The 13,293-nt window shown below is 66.2% G+C and carries 12 protein-coding genes, 1 tRNA gene, 1 other RNA gene and 1 pseudogene; 7 read left to right on the plus strand and 8 right to left on the minus strand.

What is annotated here, in order from left to right; translation table 11 throughout:
* Nucleotides 1-514: pseudogene (locus E3O22_RS00355) on the minus strand (hypothetical protein); the annotation flags it as partial.
* A gap of 305 nt (nt 515-819) precedes the next feature.
* Nucleotides 820-895 (minus strand) — tRNA-Lys (locus E3O22_RS00360).
* A 123-nt stretch (nt 896-1,018) separates the two neighbouring features.
* On the opposite strand from E3O22_RS00360, the gene E3O22_RS00365 reads away from it, so the two are divergent.
* The 4 genes from E3O22_RS00365 to E3O22_RS00380 all read left to right on the plus strand — a co-directional run bounded on the left by E3O22_RS00365 (nt 1,019) and on the right by E3O22_RS00380 (nt 4,150).
* Nucleotides 1,019-1,873: an inositol monophosphatase family protein gene (locus E3O22_RS00365; protein ID WP_104171599.1), complete on the plus strand. Its 855-nt coding sequence runs from the start codon at nt 1,019-1,021 to the stop codon at nt 1,871-1,873.
* Between the two features lie 3 nt (nt 1,874-1,876).
* Entirely contained in the window at nt 1,877-2,428 is a 552-nt protein-coding gene (locus E3O22_RS00370; RefSeq protein ID WP_134394250.1) for a hypothetical protein, read from the plus strand.
* Nucleotides 2,429-2,450: 22 nt separating this feature from the next.
* On the plus strand, nt 2,451-2,915 hold the full coding sequence (locus tag E3O22_RS00375) for an Rrf2 family transcriptional regulator (protein ID WP_134394251.1): 465 nt from the start codon (nt 2,451-2,453) through the stop codon (nt 2,913-2,915).
* 71 nt (nt 2,916-2,986) lie between these two features.
* Nucleotides 2,987-4,150: a globin domain-containing protein gene (locus E3O22_RS00380; protein ID WP_134394252.1), complete on the plus strand. Its 1,164-nt coding sequence runs from the start codon at nt 2,987-2,989 to the stop codon at nt 4,148-4,150.
* Nucleotides 4,151-4,174: 24 nt separating this feature from the next.
* Here the strand turns inward: E3O22_RS00380 and E3O22_RS00385 are convergent, their stop codons facing one another.
* The 6 genes from E3O22_RS00385 to prfB all read right to left on the minus strand — a co-directional run bounded on the left by E3O22_RS00385 (nt 4,175) and on the right by prfB (nt 10,400).
* Nucleotides 4,175-5,899: a SulP family inorganic anion transporter gene (locus E3O22_RS00385; protein ID WP_134394253.1), complete on the minus strand. Its 1,725-nt coding sequence runs from the start codon at nt 5,897-5,899 to the stop codon at nt 4,175-4,177.
* A gap of 103 nt (nt 5,900-6,002) precedes the next feature.
* Nucleotides 6,003-6,377, minus strand: a transfer-messenger RNA (tmRNA) gene (gene ssrA / locus E3O22_RS00390).
* Nucleotides 6,378-6,517: 140 nt separating this feature from the next.
* Entirely contained in the window at nt 6,518-6,994 is a 477-nt protein-coding gene (gene smpB, locus E3O22_RS00395) for an SsrA-binding protein SmpB (protein ID WP_104193627.1), read from the minus strand.
* Nucleotides 6,995-7,084: 90 nt separating this feature from the next.
* Nucleotides 7,085-7,999 (minus strand): permease-like cell division protein FtsX, encoded by a 915-nt coding sequence (gene ftsX / locus E3O22_RS00400; RefSeq protein WP_134394254.1) that lies wholly within the window; start codon nt 7,997-7,999, stop codon nt 7,085-7,087.
* Nucleotides 7,996-9,210 (minus strand): cell division ATP-binding protein FtsE, encoded by a 1,215-nt coding sequence (gene ftsE, locus E3O22_RS00405; RefSeq protein WP_134394255.1) that lies wholly within the window; start codon nt 9,208-9,210, stop codon nt 7,996-7,998. Before ftsE ends, ftsX begins: the two co-directional genes overlap by 4 nt.
* 80 nt (nt 9,211-9,290) lie before the next feature.
* The gene (prfB, locus tag E3O22_RS00410) at nt 9,291-10,400 is read right to left on the minus strand and encodes a peptide chain release factor 2 (RefSeq protein WP_134394256.1); all 1,110 of its coding nucleotides are present in this window, start codon (nt 10,398-10,400) and stop codon (nt 9,291-9,293) included.
* A 310-nt stretch (nt 10,401-10,710) separates the two neighbouring features.
* On the opposite strand from prfB, the gene E3O22_RS00415 reads away from it, so the two are divergent.
* From E3O22_RS00415 to E3O22_RS00425, 3 genes are all read left to right on the plus strand, one after another.
* The gene (locus E3O22_RS00415; RefSeq protein WP_134394257.1) at nt 10,711-11,982 is read left to right on the plus strand and encodes an MFS transporter; all 1,272 of its coding nucleotides are present in this window, start codon (nt 10,711-10,713) and stop codon (nt 11,980-11,982) included.
* Between the two features lie 67 nt (nt 11,983-12,049).
* Nucleotides 12,050-12,505 carry a nitroreductase family deazaflavin-dependent oxidoreductase gene (locus tag E3O22_RS00420; protein WP_134394258.1) on the plus strand — a complete coding sequence of 152 codons (456 nt, stop codon included), beginning with the start codon at nt 12,050-12,052 and terminating at the stop codon, nt 12,503-12,505.
* A 2-nt stretch (nt 12,506-12,507) separates the two neighbouring features.
* Nucleotides 12,508-13,164: a pentapeptide repeat-containing protein gene (locus tag E3O22_RS00425; RefSeq protein ID WP_134394259.1), complete on the plus strand. Its 657-nt coding sequence runs from the start codon at nt 12,508-12,510 to the stop codon at nt 13,162-13,164.
* Nucleotides 13,165-13,293 lie beyond the last annotated feature (129 nt).

Genomic DNA, 13,293 nt, shown 5'->3' on the forward strand with positions numbered 1-13,293 from the left:
ATTCACCGTTGACGCCTCGGTGAGGAGCGCCGCGAGGGCCGCCGCGAGCTTCTCCGCGGTGACCGAGGCGTCGATCTGGCCGAGTCCGGCCCGGATCGACTCGGCCGCGCCGGCGGTCACGGCCCGGGCGATCGGCGTCGGGCGTCGAGAGCGTCGAGAGCGCCTCGTCGACCAGCTTGTCGGCCGCCTCGGTGTCGGCCATCATCGTGCCGACCGCGACGAGCTTGTACGCATCGCCCTTCGAGGAGCCGGTCCAGTTCTGGATGAGGGCCTCCGGAGACAGGAACCCCTGCTGCGCGGCCAGCCCCGAGTGGCCGAGCTCCGGGCGGGACCGGCGGGCGATGGTTGCGGCCATCAACGCGGCGCGGGTGTCAAGCAGCCTGCGGGCCGCTGCGATCTTCTTCTGACCGGCCAGCACGGCGGCGTCGGGCAGGGCCTCATAGTCGGCGCTCGAGGAGCCCAGCAGGGCCACGGCATCGGCCGCCTGCCAGAGGTCTTCCGCGAGGTTCCTCATGNTCCTCGTTGGGTACATATAGTTGAGACTTATTCACTTAGTGCTGTAATCTTTTCAGATCTTTGTTCTAGTACCTTAGCGCGGAGGTCGCGCTGGCATGCCGCCATGGTCTGGGGTCGCGGCGCAGGTTATGGACCGTGGCGGACGTTCTAACGTGCGCCTGCTTCCGCGCCGTGCGCCGGGAGAGGGGAGGTCAGACGGGAGCCTTCAGGGATCACCTGACCGGGTCTCGACGGGCTCGAGCACCTGGGGAGGGCACAAAAAAGCCCCTTCCATTCGGTAAAAACCTGATGAAAGGGGCCTGGTGGTGCACCCCCCCGGACTTGAACCGGGAACCCACTGATTAAGAGTCAGTTGCTCTGCCAATTGAGCTAGAGGTGCGTGTTTCTCTACTCTCCGACCCAGGGTGACCCGAACCGACTCTAGATACTAACAGCACGATTGCCTTCGGCGCCAATCGAGGTAGAAACGGGAGAGTCGCGCCAAAATTACTAGTCTTGGTCTGTGACCCAGCCCCAGAAGTACTCCCTCGACGACGACCTCCAGCTCGCGACCGAACTCGCAGATCTGGCCGACGCGATCTCGCGCGACCGGTTCACCGCGATGGACCTCGTCGTGACGACCAAACCCGACCGCACCCCGGTGACGGATGCCGACCAGGCCGTGGAGCGCGCGATCCGGACCGCCCTGGCCGAGCGGCGCCCGGCCGACGGCATCCTCGGTGAGGAATTCGGCACCGAGGGCACCAGCGTGCGGCAATGGATCATCGATCCGATCGACGGCACGGCCGGTTTCCTGCGCGGCATCCCGATCTGGGGCACCCTGATCGCTCTCGCCGTCGATGGCGATCCGGTGGTGGGGATGGCGAGCTCCCCAGCCCTCGGCAAGCGTTGGTGGGCGCGCACCGGCGGCGGCGCCTGGATGACCGACGAGCGCACGCCCGGCGCCGACCCCGTGCGCCTGGCCGTGTCCGGCGTGGCCGAGCTCGCCGACGCCTCGCTCAGCTACAACAGCATCCAGCAGTGGGACCAGACCGGGCACCTCGACGAGCTGATCACACTGTCCCGCCAGGTCTGGCGCACCCGCGCCTACGGCGACATGTGGTCGTACATGCTCCTCGCCGAGGGTCTGCTCGACATCGTCGCGGAATACGACCTGCAGCCTTACGATCTCGCGGCCCTGGCCCCGATCGTGCAGGAGGCCGGCGGCCGGTTCTCCTCCGCCGACGGCCGGCCCGGCCCCTGGCACGGCAGCGCTCTGGCCACCAACGGGCTGCTGCACGAGCCGGCTCTGCGGGCCCTCGGCACCGCGACCACCACCACGGATGCCCCCGCGTCCCCGAGCGCGCCGACCCGCTAACCGATGATCCCGCCCCGCACGCACCCCGGCACCCTGACCCTGCTGATTGCGGCGGCCAGCGTCCTGACCGGCAGCCTCACGGGCTGCAGCGTGATCGGCGACATGCTGCCGACGCCGGTCCGCAGCGTGGCTGCCGTGCCGGCATCCGCTCTCGGAGAGGTCACCGCTGTGGCGGACCTTCTCGTCGGAGACTGCCTGCGTGAGGTTTCGGAGGGACTGGACGTGAACGCAACGACCGTTCCGCGGGTTTCATGCGACGAGAGCCACGAGTTCGAGGTATTCGCCCGGTTCCCGGTGCCGGGCGACGCCTTCCCCGGCGACAACGCCGTGACCGCAGGGGCGGAAACCGGCTGCGGTTCCCTGTTCGAGGACTTCGTGCTGCTCGAGTACCGGGCATCGAGTCTGGATTTCGCCTACCTCACCCCCACGGCGCAGAGCTGGGCCGTCGCCGACGTCCTGGCCAGCCCGAACGATCCGGGCAGCCGCGCTGTGTCGTGCCTGATCACCGACCCGGCCGGCGCCGTGACCGGCACTCTGGCCGGCGCATCGCGCTGACCCGCGGCCATACTGTTGACCCATGAGGATCAATGCCTTCTCGGATGTCTCCCTGCGAGCGCTCATGTTCCTGGCGACGCTCCCCGACGGCGAGCTTCAGACCTCGCGGGTCATCGCCGAGGCGGTGGCCACCCCGTACAGCCATGTCAGCAAGGCCGTCATGCGACTCCGCGAGCTGGGACTCGTGGAGTCACTGCGCGGCCGTACCGGCGGAGTGCGGATCAGCCCGGTCGGGCGCACGGCCACTGTGGGCTGGCTGCTGCGTCAACTCGACGCCCGCGACGATGTCGCCGACTGCGAGACGCCCCACGGTGACTGTCCGCTCAGTGGCGGCTGTGGACTCCGCGGTGGGCTCCGACGAGCACGGGAGGCGTTCTACGCCGAACTCGACGACCTTGTGATCGCGGCGCTCCCCCATATCGGCTTCCCTGCTCCCGTTGTCCTCACGCTGGCACCCCCGCCACCGCGCCGCGCCGATCAGGGGTAATGGGATACACCCAGTTATTAAGCATTTGAAATGATACTTTTGGGTACGTCCCTCAATTGCTTGGAGTTTGCATGCTATCCACCCAGTCACTGCCCCTCATCAAAGCGACTCTGCCCCTGGTGGGCGAGCGCATGCCCGAGATCGCGAAGAACTTCTACGGCCGGATGCTGACCGCTCACCCCGATCTCTTCGACGGCCTCTTCAGCCGCTCCAACCAGCAAAACGGCTCGCAGCAGCAGGCCCTGGCCGGAAGTATCGCCGTCTTCGCGACCTACCTGGTGCAGAACCCCGACACCACGCCGGAGGCCATGCTCTCCCGCATCGCCCACAAGCACATCTCCCTCGCCATTGAGCCCGAGCAGTACGACATCGTCTACAAGTACCTCTTCGAGGCCATCGCCGAAGAACTCAGCGACGTCATCACGGCCGAGATCGCCGGCGCCTGGACCGAGGTCTACTGGCTGATGGCCCACGCCCTGATCAAGATGGAGAAGGGCCTTTACGCCGGTCTCGCTAGCGACAAGCCGCTCGCCCCCTGGATCGTGGTGAAGAAGGAAGCGGCCGGCACCGATGCCGTCACATTCACCCTGGAGCCGGCCGACGACACGCCTGTGACGCCTGCCCTGCCGGGCCAGTACGTCAGCGTCACGGCCACCATGCCCGACGGCATCCGGCAGGTGCGCCAGTACTCGCTGTCGGCCGGTACGTCCACGACCCGCGTCTTCACCACCAAGCTCGACGCGGACGGCGAGGTCTCCCCCGTGCTACACCGTGATGTGCAGGTCGGCGACACGCTCATCCTCTCCGTGCCGTGCGGCGACATCACCCTCGATCAGGGCACCGGCCCGCTGATCCTGGCCTCGGCCGGAATCGGCTGCACGCCTAGCGCATCGATCCTGCGCTCCCTGGTGGACACCGGCTCGAAGCGCGAAGTGCTCGTGCTGCACGCCGAGAGCAACCTCGAACGCTGGGCGCTGCGCGACCAGATGAGCGAAGACATCGCACTGCTAGAAGCAGCCGAGCTGGAACTCTGGCTCGAGATCCCGAGCGAGGGCCACCACGAGGGCTTCATGTCCCTGGAGAACGTGACGATCCCGACGGATGCCTCGGTTTACCTGTGCGGTCCGCTCCCCTTCATGCGCAGCCTGCGCTCACAGGCACTGGAGTCCGGTGTGCCGGCCGACCGCATCCACTACGAGATCTTCGGCCCTGACCTCTGGCTTGCCGGCGTCTGATTCGCGCAGAATCTCAGCGCAGCCTCAGTGCTCGTCGCCCCATTCGGTGCCCTCGAGGTCGCCGCGCAATGTGCCGGTGACCTCGTCGACCGCCTCGCCCACGGTGCCCGCGAACCGCTCCGGTGGGAACCGTCGACTGAGACCGTAGTCGCGCAGGTGGTCCTTCACCGGACCCTTCATCTCGGCGAAGATCAGCGTGATCCCGCGTGAGGCGAGGAAATCGTCGAGTTCCAGAAGTTCTTCCACGGCGGTCGTGTCGATGTCTGTGATCGGCTCGGCCGCCAGGATGACCGTGCGCACATCACTCCCGGCCTCGGTGACGACGCGACGCACGAAGTCGTCGAAAATGCCGCCGTTGGCGAAGAACAGCGGCGCGTCGAAGCGCACGATGACGATGCCGGGCATCCGCTCGCCCTCCGGATGACGGGACAGGTCGTGGTACCCGCGCAGCCCACGGATGAGCCCGAGCTCAGCCCGGTAGGGTCGCCAGGCGTGGCTCACGAATGCGCCGAGCGACAGCACGATCGCCACGCCGATGCCCTCGATCACGCCCACGACCACAACACCGAGGAACGACGCGATGGACAGCCCGGCATCCACTTTGTTCATCCGCACGAGGGCGAGGAACCCCTTCACGTCGATCAGACCGGCGGCGGCGACGATCACGACGGCAGCGATGGTCGCCGAGGGCAGGTAGTCGGTGAGTCCGGGCGCCAACAACATGAACACCACGATGAGTGCGGCGCCGACCACGCCCGTGAGCTGGGTTTGTGCGCCCGCGCCCTCGGCAACGGGGGTGCGCGAGGACGACGCCGAAATGGGGAAGCCGCCGAGCAGACCACCCGCGATGTTCGAGGCGCCGATCGCCGCCATCTCCTGACTCCCGTCGACACTCTCGCCTCGGCGCGCGGCAAACGTGCGCGACAGCACGGCCGTATCGGCGAAGGCGATCAGGGCGACGCCGAGGGCGGGAAGGGCGAGCGCGGCGACATCCGCCCAGACCAGACCGCCGAGCGCCGGAGCGGGCAGGCCCTGCGGCATCGCCCCGACGACGGGTATGGTGCTGTGTAGCCCGAGTACGGCAGTCAGCAGTGTCGCCAGTACGACGGCCACGAGCACGCCGGGGATCCGAGATCTGCCCCAGGACAGACCCACGATGGTGAGCAGCGACCCGAGTCCGAAGAGCAACGCGGTGAGGTGGACTTCGCCCCCGGCAACACCCGCTCCGATTGCGATCACGTCGGCAATCGGCGGACCCGACTCGATCGCAAGCCCCAGCAGCGCCGGCAGTTGGGAGATGATCACCAGGAGGCCGAGGGCATTCAGGTAGCCGACCCGGATGGGCTTGGAGAGCAGGTCGGTCACGAATCCGAGGCGGATCAGTCCGCCCAGCAGGAGGATCAGGCCGACCATGATCGCGAGTAGTCCCGCCAGGGCCACCGCTCGGTCGTCGTCGCCGAGGGCAAGCGGCAGGATCACGGCCGCGATGATCGGCGCCAGGGCCGAGTCGGGGCCGAGCACCAGCACGCGAGAGGGGCCGAACAAGGCATATGCCGCCAACGGTATGATCGTGGCGTACAGGCCGGTCTCTGGCGGCAGGCCGGCCACCTCGGCGTAGCCGATGCCCACCGGAATCAGCAGGGCGGTGAGCACAAGCCCCGCCCTCAGGTCGGGGAGCAGCCAGGCGCGCCGGTAGGTGAGCGCGGTATCGACACCCGGCACCCACTTCTTCACCCACGCAGCCGCCATTGAGTTCCTCCCGGCCCATCTTCCCCCATAATCACGACGCAAAAAGGCCCGAACCCCATAAGGGGTCGGGCCTTTCGGCTTAACGACGTGTGACAGCAACCGGTGGTGGAGATGGGGGGAATTGAACCCCCGTCCACTGCTGTGGTCATATGCCTTCTACGGGTGTATCCAGTGAAATCGTTCTACTCGGCTCCGGAATTTGCCGCTGGCATCTAATCCGACGAGCCCAGCCCTCGTTTAAGTCCCCCTACACCCCGCGGCTCAGAGTAGGAGCAATCTCTCTAAATGACGTCAGGGTCCGGGTAGAGAGCATTCCCGGCCTGGCGGACTTCTTAGTGCGCTCGCTTAGGCAGCGAGGGCGAAGTCAGTGCGGTTTGATTTGGCACTTATTGTTTTGCAGAGATCGTTTACGAGATAACCCTGCATCCTCGACCCGCTTCTCATAATTGCGCAGGCAATGTCGAAACCGATCATCCCCCTGTGCACTCATTGCCACCATGGCGGCATTCGAGTGGGTCACCATCACACGCTGTTGAGTTTTCAATCTGCTGAGTGTCAATCCGCACGGCCCGAATGGATCGTGCAGCCCCTCAGCTTACAATACGACGAGGTGGAAGGCTAGTCGCCGAGGTTCTTTCGGGCGGAGATGGCCCGGTCGGACTCGCGCTTGTCCTGGCGCTCGCGCAGTGTCTGGCGCTTGTCGTACTCTTTCTTGCCCTTGGCGACCGCGATCTCGACCTTGGCCTTGCCGTTCTTGAAGTAGAGCCGCAGCGGGACGAGCGTGTAGCCGCCCTCCTTGGTTTTGTGGCTGATCTTGATGATCTCCTGCTTGTGCATCAGGAGTTTGCGCTTGCGCCGCGGCGGGTGGTTGGTCCACGTGCCGGCGACGTACTCCTGGATGTGCACGGCGTCCAGCCAGATCTCGCCATTCTCGATGAAGGCGTAGCCGTCGACGAGCGAGGCCCGACCGGCCCTGAGAGACTTGACCTCCGTGCCGCTGAGCACCATTCCGGCCTCGTAGGTCTCCTCAATGAGGTAATCGTGGCGTGCCTTGCGATTGGTCGAGACGACCTTCTCGCCTATTTCCCTGGGCACGGCATACTCCTCGAATCGGTGGGTGTGTTCGGGCGCGATGCCGACCAGCCCACTAGTCTAGCGCTCTGGGGGCGGGTCGCGCGGAGTAGGTCAGACCTTCAGATAGCGCGTGATGGCGAATTGCGCGGAGAAGGCCGCCAGCACCGCGCCGACCACCAACAGGATCGGCACCACCACGAGGGCGTCTTGCATGCCGACGAGGGAGAAGTTGGTCAGACGTTCGCCCAGATAGCCCTGCACGAACCAGTACACGAGACCGAGTACGGCACCTCCCGCCAGCAGCGATCCCAGCAGAGCCGCGAACACACCCTCCAGGATGAAGGGCGTTTGAATGAACCGGTTGGATGCCCCGACCAGCCTCATGATGCCCAGCTCGCGCCGCCTGGAGAACGCGGAGAGACGGATGGTGGTGGCGATCAGCAGGGCCGCCGCCACAAGCATCAGCGCGGCGATGCCGATCGCGGTGTAACTGGCGACGTTCAGCACGGAGAAGATCTGGTCCAGGTACTTTCGTTGGTCCGCGACGTTCTCAACACCGGCGACGCCGGACAGCGCCTCTACGAGCACATCCGATTGCGAGGGATCGCCGAGGTTGACCCAGAAGGTTTCGTTCAGCTGGTCAGCGGTGACGTAGTCGACCACCGGATTGTCGGCGAACTGCTTCTTGAAGTTCTCGAAGGCCTGGTCGTGAGTCTCGAAGTAGTACTTGTCGATGAACGGTGACAGGGTAGGCGATTCGAGCTGCGCCTTGACCGTGTCGATCTGTTCGGGCGTGGCCCCCCCGGCCGTGCACGTCTCACCCGACGAAATGGCGGTGCACATATAGATGCCCACCTGGGCGCGGTCGTACCAGAAGTTCTTCATCTGGCCGATCTGCATCTGCATCAGGATCGCGGCACCGACGAAGGTCAGCGAGATGAAGGTCACGAGCACCACGGAAACGACCATGGAGGCGTTGCGGCGCAGGCCGTTGGCTGCTTCGGAGAGCACGAGTCCGAGTCTCATCGGGTGGGCCCTACATTCTGTTCGCCGGTCTGGTCCGGTTTTTCGCCCGGCGCGCGCAGCCCGAGCTTCTCGGCCAGAGTCAACTGCTCCGGCACGTCGTGCTGGGTGATCGGAAGAACCGGCCGGGTCATGGCCCGGCTCAGGTCGGTCATCGCAGCGTCGGCGTCTGCTTCTGCTTCTGCGTCCGTTTCTGTTTCTGTTTCTGTTTCAACTTCTGCTTCTGCTTCTGCTTCTGCTTCCACTTCTGCGTCCTTGGACGATCCGTCGTCGAGGGGCGCCGGATCGGCCGGACCCTTCGCGACTGAGAACGGGGCCGCGGCAGGCTCGGCGACCGGCGCCGGCACGGGAACCGGTGGAAAGGTGAGGGGAGGGTGCGACGCAGGCACGACCTCGTCAGTGGGCACGGCGGCGGCGGCGGGCGCGAACATGGATGACGGTGCCGCAGCCGCAGGTGCCACACCCGACGAGCCGCTGGGAACCTCTCGGGCGGAACGGCGCCCGGTGCCGGCGGTGGTGGTGGGGATGGCTGCAGTGGCGTAGCCACCCTGGCGCTCGTCGCGCACGATGCGTCCGCCGACGAGTTCGATCACGCGGCGCTGCATCTGGTCGACGATGCCGGCCTCATGGGTGGCCATGATCACGGTCGTGCCGGCGGCGTTGATACGTTCGAGCAGGGCCATGATGCCGGCGCTGGTGGTGGGGTCGAGGTTTCCGGTGGGCTCGTCGGCCAGCAGGATCTGCGGCTTGTTCACGATGGCGCGCGCGATGGCAACACGCTGCTGCTCACCACCGGAGAGTTCGTGGGGCAGGCGCAGCGCCTTTTCGGCCAGTCCGACCATCTCGAGGGTGTCGGGCACGGCTTCCTGGATGAAGCCGCGCGACTTGCCGATCACCTGCAGACTGAACGCCACGTTGTCGAAAACGCTCTTGTTCGGCAGCAGGCGGAAGTCCTGGAAGACGACGCCCATGTTGCGGCGGAAATAGGGCACCTTGCGGTTGGAGATCGACCGCAGGTCCTGTCCGAGCACGTGAATGCTGCCGCTGGTGGGCCGGTCTTCCTTCAGCACAAGGCGGAGGCAGGTCGATTTCCCCGAACCGGAAGCACCGACGAGAAAGACGAACTCTCCGCGCAGCACCTCGACGCTGATGGCGTCTAGTGCCGGTCGGTTCGTTCCCGGATACTTCTTGGTGATGGTGTCAAAACGAATCATGGCCCCTTGAGCCTAGGCAGGCATCCTGATAATTCCTACTCCGACATACCTAACCGGTGACAGACCCGCAGATCGAGGCTCTAACCCTCCGGCGCCTGCTTGCGCCAACGGATGCCTGCGGCGATGAAACCGTCAAGGTCGCCGTCGAACACCTGGCTGGGATTGTTGACCTCGTAGTTGGTGCGCAGGTCCTTGACCATTTGATACGGCGCGAGCACGTAGCTGCGCATCTGGTCGCCCCAGCTGGCCGTGATCACCCCGGCCAGCTCCTTCTTGGTGGCGGCTTCCTGCTCGCGCTGCAGCACCAGCAGCCGGGACTGAAGCACGCGCATGGCGGCGGCCCGGTTCTGGATCTGGCTCTTCTCGTTCTGGCAGCTCACCACCGTGCCCGTGGGCAGGTGGGTGATGCGCACGGCGGAGTCGGTGGTGTTCACGGACTGGCCGCCGGGGCCGCTGGAGCGGAAGACGTCGACCCGGATGTCGTTCTCGGGCACCTCGATCGACTCGGTCTGCTCGATCAGCGGCACCACCTCCACAGCGGCGAAGGAGGTCTGGCGTTTACCGGCGGAGTTGAACGGGCTCATCCGCACGAGACGGTGCGTGCCGGCTTCGACGCTCAGCGTGCCGAAGGCGTAGGGCGCATCCACCTGGATGGTTGCGCTCTTGATGCCGGCCTCCTCGGCGTAGCCCACGTCGAGCACCTGCACGGGGTAGTTGTGCTGCTCGGCCCAGCGCAGGTACATACGCAGCAGCATCTCGGCGAAGTCGGCCGCGTCGACGCCGCCGGCGCCGGAACGGATGGTGATGACCGCCGGACGCACGTCGAATTCGCCGTTGAGCAGCGTGTGCACCTCGAGATCGCCGAGCACCTTCGTGATGCTCGCGAGTTCCGCGGTGGCCTCGTCAGCCGATTCCTGGTCACCCTCGGCGTTGGCGAGTTCCACCAGCACCTCAAGGTCGTCGAGGCGCGACTCGATGCTCACAATGCGGGCCAGCTCCGACTGGCGATGGCTCAGCTGGCTGGTCACCTTCTGCGCTCGCACGGAATCGTCCCACAGGTCGGGCGCACCGGCCTGTTCATTCAGGTCGGCGATATCGGTGCGGAGTCGATCGATATCGACCACCGACCGGATGTCGTCGAACGTGGCCCGCAGTGCGGCGATCTGCTCCGAGAATTCCAGCTCAATCATGTCGGACCCCAGCCTACCGGGCCACCCGGTCACGGCATCCGCTCGTGGAGTCCGCTTTCAGCGCCGGAGACGGCTGGTCCGAACCCTGGAAAGGTCCATGCTGACCATTCCGTGTGGCCGCGGTTCGTGCACGGCGGAATGCCCTGCCCGGCGTCAACCAATTCGACGGAAATTCTCGTGTGAAAGCGCTCTTTCGGCCCGCTCAGTGCTGATCTAGGCAGAATCTCCGTCGAATTCGTTCGGGTCGAAGCTGCCGCAAGGGCGCGGACTCGAAACACCAACACCCGCCCGGGGATAACATCGAGAGGCCATGAGTAACGCCGATCGCCCCTTCCAGATGCGTTCCGTCGCACTCGCCGCGTTCCTGCCGACCCTCCTGTTCTCCATCGGCGAGGGCGCGATCATCCCGCTGATCCCGATAGTGGCCAAGGACCTGGGTGCCACACTCGCGATCGCCGGGTTCATCGCCGCCATGATCATGGTGGGTGAACTGGCCGGGGACATCCCGAGCGGCTGGGTGGTCTCCCTTATCGGGGAGCGCAACGCCATGATCTGGGCATCCTTGCTCGCGATCATCGCCGTGCTGATCTGCATCGTCGCTCCCAACCCGCTCGTGCTGGGCATCGGCATTTTCTTGATCGGCCTGGCCACCGCGGTGTTCGCCCTGGCTCGCCACGCGTTCATGACCAGCTACGTGCCTCTGGCCTACCGGGCCCGGGCGCTGTCGACTCTCGGCGGCATCTTCCGCGCTGGCTGGTTCATCGGCCCGTTCATCGCCGCCGCCCTGCTCAGCCTCACCGACAGCACCGAGTCGGTGTTCTGGGTGTTCGTGGTCTGTTGCCTCGGCGCGGCCGCGATGCTGCTCCTGCTGCCCGATCCCGAGAGCACCTTCGGTGGCCCGCAACTGGTGAAGGCGCCCGACGGATCTGTCGTGCCGGCCGGGCGGGAGCTCGCGGCCGAGGAATCCCAGGGGCTGTTCCGCACCATCTGGAGCTACCGAGCGGTGCTCCTGCGCCTTGGCACGGGCGCGGGCCTGATCGGGGCGATGCGCGCCTCCCGCACGGTGCTGCTCCCGCTTTGGGCGGTCAGCATCGGCATCAGCGTCCCCGACATCGCCCTGATCATCGGCATCGCCGGCGCGGTCGACTTCGCCCTCTTCTACGCCAGCGGCCAGATCATGGACCGCTTCGGTCGCCTGTGGACCGCCATCCCGTCGATGATCGGTCTGGGTACCGGGCACCTCATCCTCGCGTTCACGCACGACCTGCCCACCAACGTGGAGTGGTTCATCGCCGTGGCCATGATCCTGTCGCTTGCCAACGGCATCGGCAGCGGTCTGCTGATGACCCTCGGCGCCGACCTGGCGCCGAAGAACACCAGTCCGGCGCCGTTCCTGGGCGCGTGGCGTTTCACCGCCGACCTGGGCGGCGCGGTCGCCCCCCTGGCCGTGGCCGGCCTGACCGCGGTCGCCACCATCTCGATCGCCAGCGGGGTGATGGGAGTGTTCGGACTGTTCGGCGCCGTGATTCTGGGCCGTTACATCCCCCGCTACGCGCCTCGCCGGCCGCGCATGCGTCCCTGACGCTACCTCGGCCCGACCGCGCTGAACCCGGGGAATAGGAGTCCGACCGTGGGCGTTTAGTGGTCGTATGCCCCTCATCGGAGAATACGAGCCCGGCACCCAGCAGTGGGTGCGCGACCAGGTCGACCTGTACGAAAGCTCCGGAGGCACGGAGGGCACCACCCTGCGCGGGATGCCCGTCATCGTGCTCACCACCCTCGGGGCCAAGTCGGGCAAGCTGCGCAAGACCCCGCTGATGCGCGTGGAGCACGACGGTGCCTACGCCGCCATCGCCTCCCTCGGCGGCAGCCCGAAGAACCCCGTCTGGTACGGCAATGTGGTGGCCCACCCGCTTGTGGAACTGCAGGATGGCCCCAGCCGTCAGGACATGCTGGCCCGCGAGGTCACCGGCACCGAACGCGCTGCGTGGTGGGAGCGGGCCGTGGCCGCGTTCCCCGACTACGCCGACTACGAAAAAAAGACCGACCGGGTCATCCCGGTGTTCGTGCTGGAGGCCGTGCCTGCCGCCACCCCTGATTCCTAGCGGTGGCACGCGCGAAAACCCGCGGCCCGCAGCTCGACCGCATCGTACTCACCGGTCTGACGGATGCCGACGGCAGCGACCTCCGCGCCGGTGACAGCCGGGAAGCCGAGCGTTTCGTCGGCTGCGACCTGTCAAGCCGGGACCTGACCGGCATCGGCTTCCAGGAGTGCGAGCTGCGGGGAGTGTCTCTCAGCGATACCCAGCTGCGCGGGGCATCCGTCGCCGACTGCGTGGCCGGCGAGCTGCACGCGTCGGTCTTCTCGGCGCCGCGCTCGAGCTGGCGGGACGTTTCGATCGAGCACTCCCGGCTCGGGTCGGTCGAGCTCTACGAGGCCACCTTGCGTTCGGTGCACATCGACGGATCCAAGCTCGATTTCGTGAACCTGCGCGGCGCCACGCTCACCGACGTGCTGCTCTCCAATTGCATCATCGAAGAGCTCGACCTGGGCGGCGCCACCGTGCACCGCATGGAGCTGCGCTCCTGCCGCATCGGCACCCTCGACGTAACCCGTTCCACCCTCAAGGACGCCGACCTGCGCTCCAGTGATTTCAGCGCCATCCACGGCCTCGAGGGTCTGCGCGGCGCCACCATCGACGACGCCCAGCTCAGCCTGCTCGCGCCCGTTCTCGCCGCACACCTCGGCATCATCGTCACCTAGCCGAGTCAGTCCCCTAACCCTGGGCGCTGCGCAGATAGCCCGTCCCTAACGAATTCGACGGAGATTTTGCCGAAATCAGCCCCAGACCCGCTGAAAACAGGCCTTTGAGACAATATCTCCGTCGAATTG

Source organism: Cryobacterium sp. TMT2-18-2, from assembly GCF_004402245.1.
Classification (GTDB): Bacteria; Actinomycetota; Actinomycetes; order Actinomycetales; family Microbacteriaceae; genus Cryobacterium; species Cryobacterium sandaracinum.

What these genes read in the sequence shown, in the direction of transcription:
- E3O22_RS00420 (WP_134394258.1), top strand. Translation starts at nt 12,050, where the DNA reads ATGCCCCTCATCGGAGAATACGAGCCCGGCACCCAGCAGTGGGTGCGC.
- ftsX (WP_134394254.1), bottom strand. Translation starts at nt 7,999, where the DNA reads ATGAGACTCGGACTCGTGCTCTCCGAAGCAGCCAACGGCCTGCGCCGC.
- E3O22_RS00385 (WP_134394253.1), bottom strand. Translation starts at nt 5,899, where the DNA reads ATGGCGGCTGCGTGGGTGAAGAAGTGGGTGCCGGGTGTCGATACCGCG.
- prfB (WP_134394256.1), bottom strand. Translation starts at nt 10,400, where the DNA reads ATGATTGAGCTGGAATTCTCGGAGCAGATCGCCGCACTGCGGGCCACG.
- E3O22_RS00380 (WP_134394252.1), top strand. Translation starts at nt 2,987, where the DNA reads ATGCTATCCACCCAGTCACTGCCCCTCATCAAAGCGACTCTGCCCCTG.
- E3O22_RS00370 (WP_134394250.1), top strand. Translation starts at nt 1,877, where the DNA reads ATGATCCCGCCCCGCACGCACCCCGGCACCCTGACCCTGCTGATTGCG.
- E3O22_RS00415 (WP_134394257.1), top strand. Translation starts at nt 10,711, where the DNA reads ATGAGTAACGCCGATCGCCCCTTCCAGATGCGTTCCGTCGCACTCGCC.
- ftsE (WP_134394255.1), bottom strand. Translation starts at nt 9,210, where the DNA reads ATGATTCGTTTTGACACCATCACCAAGAAGTATCCGGGAACGAACCGA.
- E3O22_RS00375 (WP_134394251.1), top strand. Translation starts at nt 2,451, where the DNA reads ATGAGGATCAATGCCTTCTCGGATGTCTCCCTGCGAGCGCTCATGTTC.